Source organism: Promicromonospora iranensis (assembly GCF_028994805.1).
Lineage (GTDB): Bacteria > Actinomycetota > Actinomycetes > Actinomycetales > Cellulomonadaceae > Promicromonospora > Promicromonospora iranensis.
The window spans coordinates 182,230-199,167 of the sequence record NZ_JAJQQP010000001.1 but is presented as its reverse complement, the minus strand read 5'-3'; the positions used below and the strand labels follow the sequence as shown (position 1 = coordinate 199,167).

At 71.2% G+C, this 16,938-nt stretch carries 17 protein-coding genes; 13 read left to right on the top strand and 4 right to left on the bottom strand.

The window, feature by feature from the left end; all coding sequences use genetic code 11:
• Positions 1-36 precede the first annotated feature (36 nt).
• Complete coding sequence (gene def, locus LUM46_RS00840) at positions 37-726, top strand: peptide deformylase (RefSeq protein WP_274991670.1); 690 nt, start codon at positions 37-39, stop codon at positions 724-726.
• 25 nt (positions 727-751) lie between these two features.
• Here def and LUM46_RS00835 read toward each other — a convergent pair whose 3' ends face one another.
• From LUM46_RS00835 to LUM46_RS00825, 3 genes are read right to left on the bottom strand one after another with little or no spacing between them, the layout of a single operon-like run.
• On the bottom strand, positions 752-1,330 hold the full coding sequence (locus LUM46_RS00835) for an alpha/beta hydrolase family protein (RefSeq protein ID WP_274991669.1): 579 nt from the start codon (positions 1,328-1,330) through the stop codon (positions 752-754).
• A gap of 53 nt (positions 1,331-1,383) precedes the next feature.
• Entirely contained in the window at positions 1,384-2,241 is an 858-nt protein-coding gene (locus LUM46_RS00830) for a hypothetical protein (RefSeq protein WP_274991668.1), read from the bottom strand.
• A 49-nt stretch (positions 2,242-2,290) separates the two neighbouring features.
• On the bottom strand, positions 2,291-2,911 hold the full coding sequence (locus LUM46_RS00825; protein ID WP_274991667.1) for a hypothetical protein: 621 nt from the start codon (positions 2,909-2,911) through the stop codon (positions 2,291-2,293).
• A gap of 318 nt (positions 2,912-3,229) precedes the next feature.
• On the opposite strand from LUM46_RS00825, the gene LUM46_RS00820 reads away from it, so the two are divergent.
• From LUM46_RS00820 to LUM46_RS00775, 10 genes are all read left to right on the top strand, one after another.
• Positions 3,230-5,791 (top strand): ATP-dependent Clp protease ATP-binding subunit, encoded by a 2,562-nt coding sequence (locus LUM46_RS00820; RefSeq protein ID WP_274991666.1) that lies wholly within the window; start codon positions 3,230-3,232, stop codon positions 5,789-5,791.
• A 213-nt stretch (positions 5,792-6,004) separates the two neighbouring features.
• A complete protein-coding gene (locus LUM46_RS00815; protein WP_274991664.1) occupies positions 6,005-7,051 on the top strand; it encodes a TRAP transporter substrate-binding protein in 1,047 nt (348 codons plus the stop codon).
• Between the two features lie 23 nt (positions 7,052-7,074).
• A complete protein-coding gene (locus LUM46_RS00810; RefSeq protein WP_274991663.1) occupies positions 7,075-7,578 on the top strand; it encodes a TRAP transporter small permease in 504 nt (167 codons plus the stop codon).
• 13 nt (positions 7,579-7,591) lie between these two features.
• Positions 7,592-8,896 (top strand): TRAP transporter large permease, encoded by a 1,305-nt coding sequence (locus LUM46_RS00805; RefSeq protein ID WP_274991662.1) that lies wholly within the window; start codon positions 7,592-7,594, stop codon positions 8,894-8,896.
• Between the two features lie 30 nt (positions 8,897-8,926).
• Complete coding sequence (gene kduI / locus LUM46_RS00800) at positions 8,927-9,766, top strand: 5-dehydro-4-deoxy-D-glucuronate isomerase (RefSeq protein WP_274991661.1); 840 nt, start codon at positions 8,927-8,929, stop codon at positions 9,764-9,766.
• A 16-nt stretch (positions 9,767-9,782) separates the two neighbouring features.
• Positions 9,783-10,532, top strand: a complete 750-nt coding sequence (locus tag LUM46_RS00795) for an IclR family transcriptional regulator (RefSeq protein WP_274991660.1) — start codon at positions 9,783-9,785, stop codon at positions 10,530-10,532.
• A 104-nt stretch (positions 10,533-10,636) separates the two neighbouring features.
• Positions 10,637-11,386 (top strand): SDR family oxidoreductase, encoded by a 750-nt coding sequence (locus LUM46_RS00790; protein WP_274992052.1) that lies wholly within the window; start codon positions 10,637-10,639, stop codon positions 11,384-11,386.
• Complete coding sequence (locus LUM46_RS00785; protein ID WP_274991659.1) at positions 11,383-12,432, top strand: C-terminal binding protein; 1,050 nt, start codon at positions 11,383-11,385, stop codon at positions 12,430-12,432. Before LUM46_RS00790 ends, LUM46_RS00785 begins: the two co-directional genes overlap by 4 nt.
• A gap of 1 nt (position 12,433) precedes the next feature.
• On the top strand, positions 12,434-13,474 hold the full coding sequence (locus LUM46_RS00780) for a zinc-dependent alcohol dehydrogenase (RefSeq protein WP_274991658.1): 1,041 nt from the start codon (positions 12,434-12,436) through the stop codon (positions 13,472-13,474).
• On the top strand, positions 13,471-14,265 hold the full coding sequence (locus LUM46_RS00775) for an SDR family oxidoreductase (RefSeq protein WP_274991657.1): 795 nt from the start codon (positions 13,471-13,473) through the stop codon (positions 14,263-14,265). Before LUM46_RS00780 ends, LUM46_RS00775 begins: the two co-directional genes overlap by 4 nt.
• 77 nt (positions 14,266-14,342) lie before the next feature.
• On the opposite strand, the gene LUM46_RS00770 is transcribed toward LUM46_RS00775, so the two are convergent.
• Entirely contained in the window at positions 14,343-15,080 is a 738-nt protein-coding gene (locus tag LUM46_RS00770; RefSeq protein WP_274991656.1) for an IclR family transcriptional regulator, read from the bottom strand.
• A gap of 69 nt (positions 15,081-15,149) precedes the next feature.
• Between LUM46_RS00770 and eda the strand changes: the two genes are divergently transcribed.
• On the top strand, positions 15,150-15,827 hold the full coding sequence (eda, locus tag LUM46_RS00765; RefSeq protein WP_274991655.1) for a bifunctional 4-hydroxy-2-oxoglutarate aldolase/2-dehydro-3-deoxy-phosphogluconate aldolase: 678 nt from the start codon (positions 15,150-15,152) through the stop codon (positions 15,825-15,827).
• A complete protein-coding gene (locus LUM46_RS00760; protein ID WP_274991653.1) occupies positions 15,827-16,927 on the top strand; it encodes a sugar kinase in 1,101 nt (366 codons plus the stop codon). The genes eda and LUM46_RS00760 overlap by 1 nt, the downstream gene beginning before the upstream one ends.
• Positions 16,928-16,938 lie beyond the last annotated feature (11 nt).

Here is a 16,938-nt window from a genome sequence, read left to right as displayed (position 1 = left end):
GCGTGGACTGCATGCGTCGAAGGTACCCTCTGTGCCATGGCATGGACCCGCGCCCGACGGCGCAAGCCCGTCACCTACCTGCTCGGCGAACCGGTCGAGGAATACCCCGCGACAGCGCCCGAGGTGCACCGCGGCCGCGTGCTGCGCATCACCGAGATCGGCGAGCCGGTGCTGCACACCCCGGCCCGGACGGTCGACACGTTCTCGACCCCGGAGCTCGCCCGGCTGGTCGACGACCTGTTCGCCACCATGGAGTCGGCCCAGGGTGTGGGTCTCGCGGCGCCCCAGATCGGTGTGGACCTGCGGGTGTTCGTGTACGACCTCACCGACTCGACGGGGGACCGGCACGTGGGCCACGTGGTGAACCCGGTGCTCGAGATGGACCTCGAGGCCGAGCCCGAGACCGAGGAGGAGGGCTGCCTCTCGGTCCCCGGCGCGTACGAGCCGCTGGAACGCCCCGGCCGGGCGACGGTACGCGGTGTGGACCAGCACGGCGGGCCGGTGCAGCTGTCGGGCACCGGGTACCTGGCGCGTTGCCTCATCCACGAGTCGCAGCATCTCGACGGCACCCTCTACTGGGACCACCTGAGCGAGGACCTGCAGGCGGACGCGCTGGAGCAGCGGGACGAGGAACGTCCGCACATCGTCGCGGAGCGTCGCGAGATCGCCATCGAGCTCGACAAGACGCCGCCGGAGTATCCCGAGAAGCCGGCCGGCGGCCGCTGACCCGCTCGTCCGGCGTGGGTTGTGCTCACAGCGAGGCGACCCAGCTCGCCACGGCGTCCGCGACCTCCTGCTGCCGGGCGGCGCCGCGCATGTCGTGCGCGCCGGACAGCGTCACCGTCGTGACGGGCCCCGGGATCGTGGCCACGTGCTCCGCGAGCTCGTCGGGGGTGCCGAACTGGTCTTTGTCGCCGGACACGAACAGCGTGGGGACCGTGATCTGCCCGAAGTGCTCCACGCGGAGCTTCTCGGGCCGCCCCGGTGGGTGCAGCGGGTAGCTGAGCAGTACCAGGCCTGCCGCGGGCAGGCCCTCCGCCACGGCCATCGAGCACATCCGTCCGCCGTACGACCGTCCGCCGAGGAGCAGCCGGTCGGTCGCGACACCGAGCTCGTCCGCCCACGCGGCGGCCTCCGCCCGCAGGTGCGCGACGGCGACCGGCGCGCGGTCCGGCATCCGCCGGCCCTCCAGGCGGTACGGGAAGTCGGCCCGGCGTACGGGGAGGGGCGGTTCGGCGTCGGTCAGGGCCTGCTCCACCGCGACGAGCGCCGGGCTGTCCCGGTTCGCGCCTGCGCCAGGTGTCAGGAGGAGACCAGCGGGAGTGCTCACGTACCCCAGTCTGCCCTGGGCCGGTTCAGGTCGGCCGGTTCAGGTCGGCAGGTTCAGATCAGCAGGCGACGCCACAGCAGCAGCACCCCGCCGGCGGTGAGCAGCGCACCGCTGCCCAGCACTGCCACCCAGCCGAGCGGCGAGATGATCTCGTCCTGCTGGACGGCGACCGCCTGGGTCTGGGGCTTCTGCTGCTCACGGAGGTTCTGCAGGAGCGCCGCCTGGGGGGACGTGTGGGATGGCGAAGGGCTCGGCGTGCTCGAGACGGACGGCGACGGTGACGGTGACGGGCTCGCGCTGGGCGTGGGCGTCGGGGTCGGCGTGGGCGTCGCGGTCGGCGTCGGGGTCGACGAGGGCGTCGGCGACTCGGCGGGGGGCTGCGGGCGTGCCGGCTTCGGCGCGGCCGGGGCCCGCCCCTGTGTGGGCTTGTCGGTCTCGGACGGGGTGGGGGTCGGGGTGGGTGTCGACGTCGGAGCCTGCTGGGGGTTGCCCCAGCACGCGGTGTTGTTCCTCGACTCGTGCCAGCTGCTCGCGTCCTCGACCTCCACCCACACCACGCAGTACCCGTCGGGGTAGGCCTGCCGCGCCTCCCAGAACGCGGCCCAGCCGTGGTCCTGCTCCTCCCGGGTGAGCTCGCGGGAGAAGGCCCTGCCGCCCCTGCGTTCCCCCGGCGGCCGGACGACGTAGGCGACCTCGTCGCTCTCCCTGCCCCGCTCGAAGGCGACGCCGTCGACGTTCACCCAGATGTTGTCGTTCGAGCGCTCGGCGGCGGTGGCGCGCTGCCCGGCGACGGTGCTGCTTCCCAGGGCGAGCACCGTCAGCAGGAGCAGCACCAGCAGGGCGCGACGTCGTGCCGGGGCAGCACGCACCGTCGGCTGCGGCGTCGTGTCAGAGGCGGTGGCACGTATCACAGCGGCGATCGTACCGCCGTGCGGCGTGCTGCCGAGGATGAGGAGCGGGTTAGAAGCGCGGGCCTTCCTCGCCGTGGAGGAGGTTGCGGATGGGGCGGGTGACCACGTCCACCCGGTCCACGAGGTCGGCGGGGCCGGTCACGACGACCGCACGGTCGGCGGCCGGGGAGTAGACGGCGGTCACGTTGCGCACGGTGACGCGCATGCAGCGCTTGCCCGTGCCGTCGACCCGGAACTGCCGTGTCTCGCACGGGACGTCGTCGACCTCGGCCACGATGGCCCGCATGGCGCTGCGGTAGTCCTGGTAGGACTCGGCCAGGTCGGCCACGTCGGCGATCTCCGGCGGCGCCGACGGGTCGACGTCGGCGTGCAGCGGTGCGACGAGCGCGCCGCTGCAGGCGGCGCGGACGATGTCCTCGATCTGTGCCGGCGTCGCGGGGACGCGGAGCGTCTCGACCTCGACGGTCTCGCCGGAGAACGTGCGGTAGGAGCGCAGGAAGCGCTCCTCGGTGGGGTCCGTGCTGTCGGCGATCCCGGTGACCTCCTCCTCGACCAGGTCGAGTCCCCAGGTCAGGGGGTCGTCGACCTCGCCGACGACACCGGAGAAACGCGCGAAGCGCGCGACGATCTGTTCCCAGGACTCGGGGGTCGGGCTCGGTTCGTCCGCCATGTGGCCTCCCCGGGGTGGGTTCGGGTTCGACACGAGACTGCCGGGTGCGGCGGAAGGCGTCAACGACCTCCACCGGAATCGGCCCGGAATCAGCCGGGACTCGCCACCCAGAGCCTGCACCCGGGCGTGTCGTCACGCAACGGGGTGCTCGGCGCCTCTCCAGGGACGGACCAGGGACGGACCAGGGACGGACATCGTCACGCCCCTGGCGAACATGGGCATCAACCGGCCCATGGGCACGTTGTGACCGCATAGAGTCGTTGCGGTCAGGCCTGGTACCGCCGGTGCAGGTGTACGCCGCTCGTGAGGGAGCAGCACATGTTCGAGAGATTTACGGATCGCGCCCGTCGGGTCGTCGTCCTCGCCCAAGAAGAGGCGCGGATGTTGAACCACAACTACATCGGCACGGAGCACATTCTGCTCGGCCTCATCCACGAGGGTGAGGGCGTAGCCGCCAAGGCGCTCGAGTCGCTCGGGATCTCGCTGGACGGCGTCCGCACCCAGGTCACCGAGATCATCGGTGAGGGGCAGCAGGCGCCGAGCGGGCACATCCCGTTCACGCCGCGCGCCAAGAAGGTGCTTGAGCTGTCGCTCCGCGAAGCGCTGCAGCTCGGCCACAACTACATCGGCACGGAGCACATCCTGCTCGGTCTCATCCGCGAGGGTGAGGGCGTCGCAGCACAGGTGCTCACCAAGATGGGTGCCGACCTGAACAAGGTGCGCCAGCAGGTCATCCAGCTGCTGAGCGGCTACCAGGGTAAGGAGCCGGTCTCCGCAGGCGGTCCCCAGGAGGGCCAGCCCGCGGGCTCGGCAGTGCTCGACCAGTTCGGCCGCAACCTCACCCAGGCCGCGCGCGAGGGCAAGCTGGACCCGGTCATCGGTCGTACGCAGGAGATCGAGCGGGTCATGCAGGTCCTGTCCCGCCGCACCAAGAACAACCCGGTGCTGATCGGTGAGCCCGGCGTCGGCAAGACCGCGGTGGTCGAGGGCCTGGCGCAGGACATCGTCAAGGGCGATGTCCCGGAGACGCTCAAGGACAAGCAGCTGTACACGCTGGACCTCGGCGCCCTGGTCGCCGGTTCGCGGTACCGCGGTGACTTCGAGGAGCGCCTCAAGAAGGTGCTCAAGGAGATCCGCACGCGCGGCGACATCATCCTGTTCATCGACGAGATCCACACCCTGGTGGGTGCGGGTGCCGCCGAGGGCGCGATCGACGCCGCCTCCATCCTGAAGCCCATGCTGGCTCGCGGTGAGCTGCAGACCATCGGTGCCACCACGCTCGACGAGTACCGCAAGTACGTCGAGAAGGACCCGGCCCTGGAGCGTCGCTTCCAGCCGATCCAGGTGTCCGAGCCGTCGCTCGAGCACGCCATCGAGATCCTCAAGGGGCTGCGCGACCGCTACGAGGCGCACCACCGCGTGTCCATCACGGACTCCGCGCTGGTCTCCGCGGCCACGCTCGCCGACCGGTACATCAACGACCGGTTCCTGCCGGACAAGGCGATCGACCTGATCGACGAGGCTGGCGCACGCCTCCGCATCCGTCGCATGACGGCACCGCCGGAGCTCAAGGAGCTCGACGAGAACATCGCCGAGGCGCGCCGCGAGAAGGAGTCGGCCATCGACGAGCAGGACTTCGAGAAGGCCGCCGGCCTGCGTGACAAGGAGAAGCAGCTCACGCAGCTCCGTGCGGACAAGGAGAAGGCCTGGAAGTCGGGCGATCTCGACACGGTCGCAGAGGTCGACGACGAGCTGATCGCCGAGGTGCTGGCGATGTCCACGGGCATCCCGGTCGTCAAGCTCACCGAGGAGGAGTCCAGCAGGCTGCTCCACATGGAGGACGAGCTGCACAAGCGGGTCGTCGGCCAGGAGACGGCGATCAAGGCGCTCTCGCAGGCCATCCGCCGTACGCGTGCCGGTCTCAAGGACCCGAAGCGCCCCGGTGGCTCGTTCATCTTCGCCGGCCCCACGGGTGTCGGTAAGACCGAGCTCGCCAAGGCCCTCGCGGAGTTCCTGTTCGGCGACGAGGACGCCCTCATCCAGCTCGACATGTCCGAGTTCTCGGAGAAGCACACGGTCTCGCGACTGTTCGGCTCCCCGCCCGGATACGTCGGCTACGACGAGGGTGGCCAGCTCACCGAGAAGGTCCGTCGCAAGCCGTTCTCCGTGGTCCTGTTCGACGAGGTGGAGAAGGCGCACGCCGACATCTTCAACTCGCTGCTCCAGGTGCTCGAGGACGGGCGGCTCACGGACTCGCAGGGTCGAGTGGTCGACTTCAAGAACACCGTGATCATCATGACCACCAACCTGGGCACGCGGGACATCGCCAAGGGCGTCCAGACCGGCTTCAACTCCGGTGGCGACCTGGTGACCTCCTACGAGCGCATGAAGGCGAAGGTCAACGAGGAGCTCAAGCAGCACTTCCGGCCGGAGTTCCTCAACCGCGTCGACGACACGGTCGTGTTCCCGCAGCTCTCGCAGGACGAGATCATCCAGATCGTCGACCTGGAGATCGCGAAGCTCGACCGCCGTATGCGCGACCGGGACATGGGCCTCGAGCTCACGCCCGCCGCCAAGCACCTGCTGGCCGAGAAGGGTTACGACCCGGTCCTCGGTGCGCGGCCGCTCAAGCGGGCGATCCAGCGGGAGATCGAGGACTCGCTGTCCGAGAAGATCCTGTTCGGCGAGCTCACGGCTGGTCAGCTGGTGATCGTCGACGGCGAGGGAGAGGGCATCCTCGGCGAGTTCACGTTCCGCGGTGTGGAGCGCGACGAGCGTCGTCGTCCGACCCCGGCCGAGCCGCAGTCGGTGCCCGCGGGCGCCGGACTGGTGCCGCGGGACCTGCCGCCGTCAGGCCAGATGGCTGCCGGCGGAGCCTGATCACCCGGTAGTACTCCGGACCACGAAGGCCCGGTCACCCCGAGAGGGGTGGCCGGGCCTTCGTGCGTTGCGGCACGACGAGCAGCCTCGCCCGAGCGGCCGAGTTTGACATGTTCCGGCTCAAGATGGTTCCGTACGACAGAACTCAGTTCCGCTAGGCGGACCAACGTACCGATGGAATGTCCCGCTCGACGTTGAGCAGAAGGAGAAGCGATGAGGCTCAAGAAGATGGTTGTCGCCGGCACGGCGGCGCTCGTGGCTGTGACGCTCACGGCCTGTGGCGGTGGCTTCGAGGCCCCCGCCGAGGGTGGCACCGACGCCACCGGCGGCGCAGGCGCCCCGGAGGCGGAGACGGTCTTCAAGGTCGCCTTCAACCAGAACGCGGACCAGCCCGAGGCGGTCGCCATGACCAACCTGGGTGAGCGCCTCGCGGAGCGGACCGACGGCCGCTACACGCTCGAGGTGTTCCCGAACGAGACGCTCGGCGCGCAGAAGGACACGGTCGAGCTCGTCCAGTCCGGGACCGTCGACTTCGCGCTCGTGGCCGGCTCGCTGCTGGAGAACTTCAACCCTGACTTCGTCGCGCTGAACCTGCCCTACGTGTACGACTCCCAGGAGCACCAGGAAGCGGTGCTCAACGACCCGGAGATCACGGGCGACCTGTTCACCTCGATCGAGGACCAGAACCTGCGAGTGCTCGGCGGCTTCTCCGCCGGGGTCCGCAGCGTCTACAACTCCTCGCACCCGATCGAGGCGCCCGAGGACCTCGACGGCCTGAAGATCCGGGTCATGGAGTCGGACACCAACACCCGGATGCTCGACCTCATGGGCGGTACGGGGACGCCGATGGGCCAGGGCGAGGTCTACACGGCCATCCAGTCCGGCGTGCTCGACGGCGGCGAGAACAACGAGTCGATCTACGCGAACCTCAAGCACGCCGAGGTGGCGCCGTACTACTCGTACACCAAGCACCTCATGATCCCGGACTACCTCATCACGAGCCCCGCGGTCTTCGACGCCATGTCCGAGGAGGACCGCGCCGTCTTCCTCGAGGAGCTCGAGGTGGCGTACGAGGAGTCCAGCGAGCTGACGACGAAGGTCATGACGGAGAGCCAGGCAGCCGCGGAGGAGGCGGGCGCCCAGTTCAACGAGCCGGACATCGAGCCGTTCCGGACGGCCGTCGAGCCGCTCCTGGACGAGTCGCTGACCACCGACACCGCCAAGGACCTGTACGACAGCGTCCGTGCGGCCGCCAAGTGACCCGGCCCTGAGGCTCGGAAGCGATGACACACCTCAAGCAGGGTCTCGACGCCGCGCTGAAGTGGTTCTGCGTCGGGCTGTTCGCGGCGCTGGTGCTGGTCGTGGTGTGGCAGGTCTTCACCCGGCAGGTTCTGTCCGCGCCGAGCACCTGGTCCGAGGAGCTCGCCAAGTACATCTTCATCTGGCTCGGCCTCTTCGGCGCGGCGCTCGTCTTCGGTGAGCGGGGGCACATCGCCATCGACGCGGTCGTCCGCAAGCTGCCGCAGCGGTGGCAGCGCTGGAACGCCGTGCTGGGCCAGGTGGTGATCGGGGCCTTCGCCGCCCTCGTGCTGGTCTACGGCGGGTGGCAGGTCTCCGAGCTCGCCTGGAACCAGAACCTGCCCGGCCTGCCGCTGAACGTCGGCTGGCTCTACCTGGCGCTCCCGCTGTCGGGTGCCCTGGTGCTCTTCTACACCGCCTACCACCTGGTAGCCGTCGTGCGGGGCGTGGAGAACGCCACCACCGACGGCGAGCCGGACGCCATCTGAGGAGGTCGTACACATGGAGGTGGCTGCTCTCGCCGGGCTCGTCCTGGTGGTGGGGATCGTCGTGCTCCTCGTGCTGGGGGTCCCGGTCTCCGTGGCTGTCGGCACGTCCGCCGCGGCCGCGGCGATCACGGCCCTGGGTTTCGAGAACGGTCTGCTGACGTCCGCGCAGCAGATGTTCCGCGGTATCAACAACTTCTCGCTGCTCGCGATCCCGTTCTTCGTGCTCGCCGGTGTGATCATGAACAACGGCGGGATCGCGCTGCGGCTCGTCAACTTCGCCAAGATGCTGGTCGGGCGTGCCCCCGGGTCGCTCGCGCAGACCAACGTCGCGGCGAACGCGATGTTCGGCGCGGTCTCCGGCTCCGCGGTGGCGTCCGTCGCCGCCGTCGGGTCCACGATGGGCCCGCTCCAGGCCAAGGAGGGGTACCCGAGGGACTTCTCCGCCGCCACGAACATCGCGTCGGCGCCCGCGGGGATGATCATCCCGCCGAGCAACCTGATGATCGTGTACTCGCTGGTGTCGAGCACGTCGATCGCGGCGCTCTTCATGGCCGGCTACGTGCCGGGCGTGCTCTGGGCGGCAGTGTGCATGGTGATCGTCTACCTGTACGCCCGCAAGCGGCCCGAGCTGCGTGTCACCGAGCGGCTGTCGTTCGCGGCGGCGCTCCGTGTCGCCCTCGAAGCGCTCCCTGCGCTGATGCTGATCGTGATCGTGATCGGCGGCATCCTGCTCGGGTTCTTCACCCCGACCGAGGCGTCCTGCATCGCGGTCGTCTACTCGCTGGTGCTGGCGTTCGTCTACCGGACGGTCAAGGTCCGCGACCTGTACGGCATCCTGCTCGAGTCGACGCGCACCACGTCGATCGTGATGTTCCTGGTCGGTGTGTCCGCGGTGATGTCGTGGGTCATGTCGTTCGCGCAGATCCCGCAGCTGGTCACGGACGCCCTGCTGTCCGTGACGACCAACCCGTACGTGCTGATCATCCTGATCGTCGTGCTGCTGCTGGCCATCGGCTGCTTCATGGACCCGACGCCGGCCGTGCTGATCTTCGCGCCCATCTTCCTTCCCGTCGTCACGGCCTTCGGGATGGACCCCGTCCACTTCGGCATCTTCATGGTGATGGCCCTGTCGATCGGCACGATCACACCGCCGGTGGGGCCGGTCCTCTTCGTTGGTGCCCGGATCTCCGGGATATCGATCGAGAGCGTCATCCGCCGGCTCGTGCCGTTCTTCGTCGCACTGGTGCTCCTGCTCCTGGTCGTCGCGATGACCCCGGCGCTGTCGATGTGGCTGCCCACCGTCCTCGGGCTCGTCTAGCCCGCTCTACCCTGCCAAGGAGGCATCCAGTTGGAACAGCGATACGCCACCGCACCTGACCAGGTTCCCGGAATGACCACGGACGACCTGCGTCGCCGTTACCTCGTCCCCGAGCTCTTCGTCGACGACGAGATCCGCACGGTCTACACCCACCACGACCGCGTCGTGCTGGGCGGGATCAGCCCGGTGTCGGCGCCGCTGACCCTGCCGGGTTACCCCGAGATCCGCTCGGAGCAGTTCTTCGAGCACCGCGAGGCGGGCATCGTCAACGTGGGCGGCCCCGGCACGATCACGGTGGACGGGACCGAGCACCGGCTGGACCACGGCGCCTGCCTCTACGTCGGCAGGGGCGCCGCCGACGTCGTGCTCGCCTCCGACGACCCGACGGCGGAGGCAGGGCCCGCGCGGTTCTATCTGTTCTCCGCGCCGGCGCACACCGCGTACCCGACCACGCTGGTGCCGCCGGGCCAGGGCACGGTGCGAGAGCTGGGCGACCCCGTCACCTCGAACCGCCGCACGCTCAACCAGTACATCCACGAGAACGGCGTGCGGTCGTGCCAGGTGGTCATGGGTGTCACGACACTGCACCCCGGTTCCATGTGGAACACGATGCCGGCGCACACCCACGACCGGCGTACGGAGTGCTACCTCTACTTCGACCTGCCCGCCGAGGCGCGCGTCATCCACATCATGGGTGAGCCCACCGAGACGCGGCACCTCGTCATCGGCGACCGGCAGGCGGTGATATCACCCAGCTGGTCAGTGCACTCCGGGGTCGGCACCGCCGCATACTCCTTCGTGTGGGCCATGGCCGGCGAGAACCAGGCCTTCGACGACATGGACGGCTTCGACGTGTCCACGATGCGTTGACAACCAGGAGGCAGTGATGAGCGAGGCGACGACGGCGAGCGAGAAGACGCTGATGGTGCTCGAGGCGGCGATGACGCACGAGCGGTTCAGCGAGATCGTGGCCGCGGTGCACCTGCCCAAGGCGACGGTCCACCGGATACTGACCACGCTCGTCGAGCGGGACTTCATCCGGGTCGCCGACGGCGGCGCGCACGTGCCCGGTCCCAAGATCTTGTCGCTCGCCGGCATCGCCTACGACCGGGTGGACATCTCGACGATCGTCCAGCCGTACGTCGACGACCTGGTGCGCCGCGTGCAGTGCACGGTGCACGTCGGCGTGCGGAGCGGTGACGAGATCATCTATGTGGTCCGCACCGACTCCGACAAGCCGTACCGGATGCCGTCCCGCGTGGGCGCCGCGATCCCGTTGCACACCTCGGCGATCGGCAAGGCGATCCTGGCCCGGCTCGACGACGACGCGATCGAGCGCTTCGTCAACCGGGCCGGTCTGCCGCGCCGGACCGCCCGCAGCCTCACCACCCTGGAAGACCTCCGCGCGGAGCTCGTCGACATCCGCAGGGACGGCTACGCGTTCGACCGCGAGGAGAACGTGCCGGGCGTCGTCTGCATCGGCACCGCCGTCCGCGACCACACGGGGCACTCCAACTACGGGCTGTCGATCTCCTCGCTCGCGCTCGAGCACACGGAGGGACAGCTCGCCGCGATGGCCGACGACCTGAACAAGGCGGCCGCCGACATCACCCACGCACTCGGGGGCGACCGGTAGGGCACACGTGCCCGGCCGGGGACCGCCCCGGAGCCTGACGAAAGACATCACACGTGAGCACTACGAGCACCACAGCCCCCGACATCGACCCGGCAGTGACCCGGATGTTCAGCCTGTCCGGCCGCACCGCCGTCGTGACGGGGGCGAGCAAGGGCATCGGGCTGGGCATCGCCACCCTCCTCGCGCGGGCAGGTGCGGACGTCATCGGCGTCAGCACCACGATGCCGGACGGCGACAGCGACGCCCGCCGGGCCGTCGAGGCGGCAGGCCGCAGCTTCACGCCGATCGCCACCGACCTCTCCGACCGGGCCGCCGTCACCGAGCTGTGCGACCGCCTGGCGGAGCGTGAGGTGGACGTGCTCGTCAACAACGGCGGGACCATCCGCAGGGCTCCGGCGGCCGAGCACCCGGACGCCGACTTCGACCACGTGATCGAGGTGAACCTGCGGTCCGCGTGGACGCTGTCCCGTGAGGTCGGCCGGGCCATGCTCGGCCGCGGCCACGGCAAGATCGTCAACACCGCCTCGATGCTGAGCTTCCAGGGCGGCGTCAACGTGCCGGGCTACACCTCGTCGAAGTCGGCGCTCGCCGGCCTGACCAAGGCCCTCGCGAACGAGTGGGCCGGACGCGGCGTCAACGTCAACGCGGTGGCACCCGGCTACGTCGCCACCGACAACACCGACGCCCTCCGGAGCGACGCGGACCGCAACGCCGAGATCCTCGGACGCATCCCGGCGGGCCGCTGGGCCACACCCGAGGACATCGCAGGCGCGGTGCTCTACCTCGCCGCGCCGGCGTCGGACTACGTGCACGGCGCGATCCTCCCCGTCGACGGCGGGTGGCTGGCCCGGTGACGGCGACGACGGCCCCGGCGGCCGGGTGGACAGCCACCCCGACGGTCGTGGTCACCGAGTGCGACCACGACGCGTTCCTCCAGGAGGAAGACGTCGCACGGGCGGCCGGGGCGACCTTCCGCGTCGAGCAGGCGCACGACCGCACGGCGCTGGAAGGCGCCTGCGCCGACGCCGACGGGATCCTCGTCCAGTACGCGACGATCGACGCCGCGCTCATGGACGCCCTGCCCCGCCTGCGCGTCATCGGCCGCTACGGCGTCGGCGTCGACTCGGTGGACGTCCAGGCCGCCACCGAGCGCGGCATCGCGGTGTGCAACGTGCCCGACTACGGCACCGAGGCGGTCTCCGACCACGCGATAGGCATGGCGCTCGCCGTCGTGCGGGGCATCCCGCTGCTCGACCGCGGGGTGCGTGCCGGCCGGGTCGACCTGCCGAGGGTGCGGCCGCTGCACCAGATCGCCGGGCGCACCTTCGGCGTCGTCGGGCTCGGCCGGATCGGGCGGGCCACGGCCCGCAAGGCCGCGGGTCTGGGGTACCAGGTCGTGGGCTACGACGTGCTCGCCACCCCGGGCGCCGACTACCGCGGTGTGTCCGCCGTGACGCTCGAGGAGCTGTGCGCGACCGCCGACGTCGTGTCCGTGCACGTGCCCCTGCACGACGGCACCCGCGGCATGATCGGGCCCGACCAGCTCGCGCTGATGCGCCCGACGACGGTGGTCGTGAACACGGCGCGCGGCGGGGTGGTGGACACCGAGGCGCTGGTCGCGGCGCTCGACAGGGGCGCGATCGGCGGTGCCGCCATCGATACGCACGACGTCGAGCCGCTGCCCACCGACCACCCGCTGACCCGGTTCGACAACGTGGTGCTCACGCCCCACCTCGCCTGGTACACGGAGGAGTCCTACCGGGAGCTGAAGCGGCGCACGGCGCAGAACGTCGTCGACGTGCTCGCCGGTCGCCCGCCCCGCGAGGTGGTGAACCCCGAGGCCTGGGGTCGCGGACGCACCGCCCACCTGGCCCTGGCCGCTCAGCCGATCGGAGCCTGACATGCCGAGCAACCCGACCACCATGACCGCCGCCGTGTGGGACGCGGCGGACACCCTGAGCGTGCGCGACCTGCCGCTCCCTCAGGTGCCGCCCGGCTGGGCCCTGGTGCGGGTGCTGTACAACGGCATCTGCGGCACCGACCTGGCCATCGTGCACGGTGCTCATCCGCGCGCGGCGGCCGGGCTCGTCCCCGGCCACGAGATCGTCGGGACCGTGGTCGCGCCTGGTCACGGCGGCCCGGACGCCGGCACGACCGTCGTCGTCGAACCGCTGATCTCCTGCGGGGACTGCCGCGCCTGCCGGGATGGCGCCACCCACGTCTGTCGTGACCTGCAGCTCTACGGCATCGACGCACCCGGCGGGCTCGCGGAGTACGTGGCCCTGCCCCCGGCGGTGCTGCACCGGCTGCCGGACGGCGTGGACCCGCGCGTGGGCGCCCTGGTCGAGCCGCTCGCGGTGGCGGTGCACGCGGTGAGCACGGCGCGCGTCGGCGCCGGCGACGTCGTGGCGGTGGCCGGCGGTGGGCCGATCGGCGTCCTCACGGCGCTCGTGGCCCGGCACGCGGGCGCGGCTCGCGTGATCGTGAGCGAGCCGTCGGCCTGGCGCCGTGGCGTCCTCGAGGACCTCGGCCTCACCGTCGTCCCCGGCGACCGGACGCTGACGGACGTGGTGCTCGAGCACACCGGGGGCGAGGGCGCCGACATCACGTTCGACGCGGCCGGGCACCCGGCCGTGACGCCGGAGCTGACCGCAGCCACCCGCGTGCTCGGCTCGGTGGTGGTGGTCGGCGTGCACAAGGCGCCGGCGCCCGTGGACCTCCGCGCCGTCTGCTTCAAGGAGCTGTCCGTGCGCGGGGTGCGCGTCTACACCCGGGCCGACGTCGTGCGCGCGATCGAGCTCGTCGCGGCGGACGCGCTGGGCCTGGACCGCGTGCCCGTGCAGGTCTTCCCGCTGGCGGAGGTCTCGGCGGCGGTCGCGGCGGCCGCCGACGGGGGAGCCGCGCTGAAGGTGCTGGTCACCCCGGCGGGGGACGGGGCATGACCGGCGACCTGCAGGCCTCGGCGGCGCCCGGGGCATCCTCGGGGCCGTTCTCGCTGGCCGGTTCGACCGCCGTCGTCACGGGCGGGGCGCGCGGGCTCGGTGCGGGCATCACGCGGTCCCTGCTCGACGCCGGAGCCGACGTGGTGGTCCTGGCACGGTCCGGGCCCGGGGCCGACCTCACCGAGCACGCCACCGCGCGTGGCCGCGAGCTGCGGTTCGTGCCGGTCGACCTGGCCGACCTGGCGTCCGTCGAGGAAGCGGCGGCCCAGGTGCTCGCGGACGGTGACGTCGACATCCTCGTCAACAACGCGGGGACGCAGGACCGGCACGCGGCCGTGGACTTCCCGATCGACGCCTGGGACGCGGTGCTCCAGGTCAACCTGCGCGCGGTGTTCCGGCTGTGCCAGCTCTTCGGGCGCCCGATGCTCGAGCGCGGGCGCGGCAAGGTCGTCAACGTGGCCTCGCTGCTCAGCTTCCAGGGTGGGATCACCGTCCCGGCCTACGCGGCGAGCAAGGGTGCCGTGGCTCAGCTCACGAAGGCGCTCTGCAACGAGTGGGCCGGACAGGGCGTGAACGTCAACGCCGTCGCGCCCGGGTACATGGACACCGAGATGAACGAAGCGCTGCTGCGTGATCCGGTGCGCTCCCAGCAGATCTCGACGCGCATCCCGGCCGGCCGCTGGGGCACCGCCGAGGACATCGGCGGCACGGTGGTGTTCCTCGCGTCCGCGGCGGCCGCCTACGTGCACGGCCAGGTCCTCGCGGTCGACGGCGGCTGGCTGGCCCGCTGACCCTCCACCGCCACCCCACCCACTGAGTGCTGGCTATCTGTGCTGTTCCGGCCCCGGAAGCCGCAGATAGCCAGCACTCACGGGGTGGTCAGGCCGGCCGGGAGGAGGGCCGAGAGGACGTCGCGGAGCGCCGCCACCCGCTCGGCACGCGCCGCGCCGGTGAGCCGCTCGACCGGCGCGGTGATGCTGACCGCCGCGACGGCCCGTCCTGCCCGGAGCAGGGGGATCGCGATGCAGGCGATGCCTGGCTCGTTCTCCTCCGTCTCGCCGGCGATCCCGGCGAGCCGGGCCTCGGCCAGCGCCTCGCGGAGCCGGCCCAGGCGGGCCTCGTCACCGGCGAACCGGGCGAGCGCCGCGTCGTCGAGATCCTGGACCGACAGCAGCGCGCGGCCGAGCGCGGTCGTCGCGGCCGCCCGCCGCCGCCCGACGGCGGACCACACGCGGACCGCCCGCTGCGGCTCGACCTTGTCGAGGTAGACCACCTCACGCCCGGCGAGCACACCGAGGTGCACCAGCTCGTCGGTCTTCTCGCTCAGTGCGGTCAGGGCCGGGTGCAGCAGCGCGGGCAGGTTCTCCTCGGCCAGGTACGAGCTGCCGAGGGCGAGCGCGGCCGGACCGAGCCGGTAGGCGCCGTCCGGGGTCTGCTCGGCGTACCCCCGGTGGCGCAGCGCGGCGAGCGTGCGGTGCAGGGTCGGCTTGCTGACACCGACGGCCTGCGCGAGAGCGGCCAGCGAGGCGCCCCCCGCCCCGAAGCCGGCGAGCGTGTCGAGCGCCAGCAGCGCCTTGTCGACGCTCCCGAGCGGGCTGGCATCCATGGGGCTCCCTCACGTAGCATGCGTTTCGCAGTGAACAACAGGCGTTCACCATAGCGAAACGGAGATCCGATGTCATCCGCGGACAGCACAGTCCTCGAGACCCTCGCCGCCCACCGGCTCGTGCCGGTCGTCGTGGTCGACGGCGCCGACGAGGGCGCCCGCCTGGCCGACGCGCTCGTCGCGGGCGGCCTGCCCGTCGCCGAGATCACGCTGCGGCTCGCGGGCGGCGTCGACGCCATCCGCGCGGTCGCGAAGAACCATCCCGACGTCGTCGTGGGCGCGGGCACCGTGACCACCGCGCAGCAGGTGGACGACGTCGCCGCCGCCGGCGCCCGCTACATCGTGTCCCCGGGGCTGTCGGCCGCCGTCGTGCGGCGCGCCCAGGAGCACGGCATCCCCGTGCTGCCCGGCGTAGCCACGCCGTCGGAGATCATGGCCGCACTCGACCTCGGGATCGACGTCGTCAAGCTGTTCCCGGCGTCCGTCGTCGGCGGACCGGCGGCCATCAAGGCCTTCTCCGCGCCGTTCCCGGGCCTGCGGTTCGTGCCGACGGGCGGCGTCAGCACCGCCAACCTCGCCGACTACCTGACGCTGAAGCCCGTGCTCGCCGTCGGCGGCTCCTGGATGGTCGACCGCCAGCTCGTCACCGCGGGCGACTGGGACCAGATCACCACCCGCACGCGCGACGCCGTGGCGCTCGCCGCACAGATCGTGACCGGCTCGACCAGCAAGGAAGGGAAGAACTGATGACCTCGCTCACCGTCCGCCCCGCCGCCGAGAGCGCGTACGACGTCGTCGCCCTCGGCGAGGTGATGCTTCGCCTCGACCCGGGCAACCGGCGCGTGCGCACCGCCCGCAACTTCGACGTGTGGGAGGGCGGCGGCGAGTACAACGTCGCCCGCGGTCTGCGCCGCTGCTTCGGTCTGCGCGGCGCGATCGTGACGGCGCTCGCCGACAACGAGATCGGCCGGCTGGTCGAGGACTTCATGCTCACCGGCGGCCTCGATACCCGGCACGTGCAGTGGGTTCCGTACGACGGCATCGGCCGCCAGGTGCGCAACGGCCTCAACTTCACGGAGCGCGGCTTCGGGGCGCGCGGCGCCGTCGGGGTGAGCGACCGCGGCAACACCGCCATCTCGCAGATGAAGCCCGACGACGTCGACTGGGACGCGCTGTTCTCCCGGGGCGTGCGCTGGCTGCACACGGGCGGGATCTTCGCCGCGCTCTCCGAGAGCAGCGCCGACGTCGCCGAGGCCGCGATGGCGGCCGCCCGCCGCCACGGGACCATCGTGTCGTACGACCTGAACTACCGGCCCTCGCTGTGGAAGGGCATCGGCGGCGAGGAGCGCGCCCGGGAGGTCAACCGGCGTCTGGCCCGGCACGTCGACGTGATGATCGGCAACGAGGAGGACTTCACGGCCTCGCTCGGGTTCGAGGTCGAGGGCGTCGACGAGAACCTCACCGACCTGGACACCGGTGCGTTCCGGGCCATGATCGAGACCGCGTCCGAGGCGTACCCGAACTTCCAGGTGATCGCGACGACGCTGCGTGGGGTGCGGTCGGCGTCGCGCAACGACTGGGGTGCCGTCGCCTGGTCGCGCAAGGAGGGCTTCGCCGAGGCCACCCACCGGGCCGACCTGGAGATCTTCGACCGCGTCGGTGGCGGCGACTCGTTCGCCTCGGGCCTGGCGTACGGGCTCATGGAGCTGGGCTCGCTCCAGGAGGCCGTCGAGTACGGCGCCGCCCACGGTGCGCTCGCGATGACGACCCCGGGCGACACCACCATGGTGACGCTCGCCGAGGTCGCCAAGCTGGCCGGCGGAGGAAGTGCCCGCGTACAGCGCTGACCTGGCCTTGG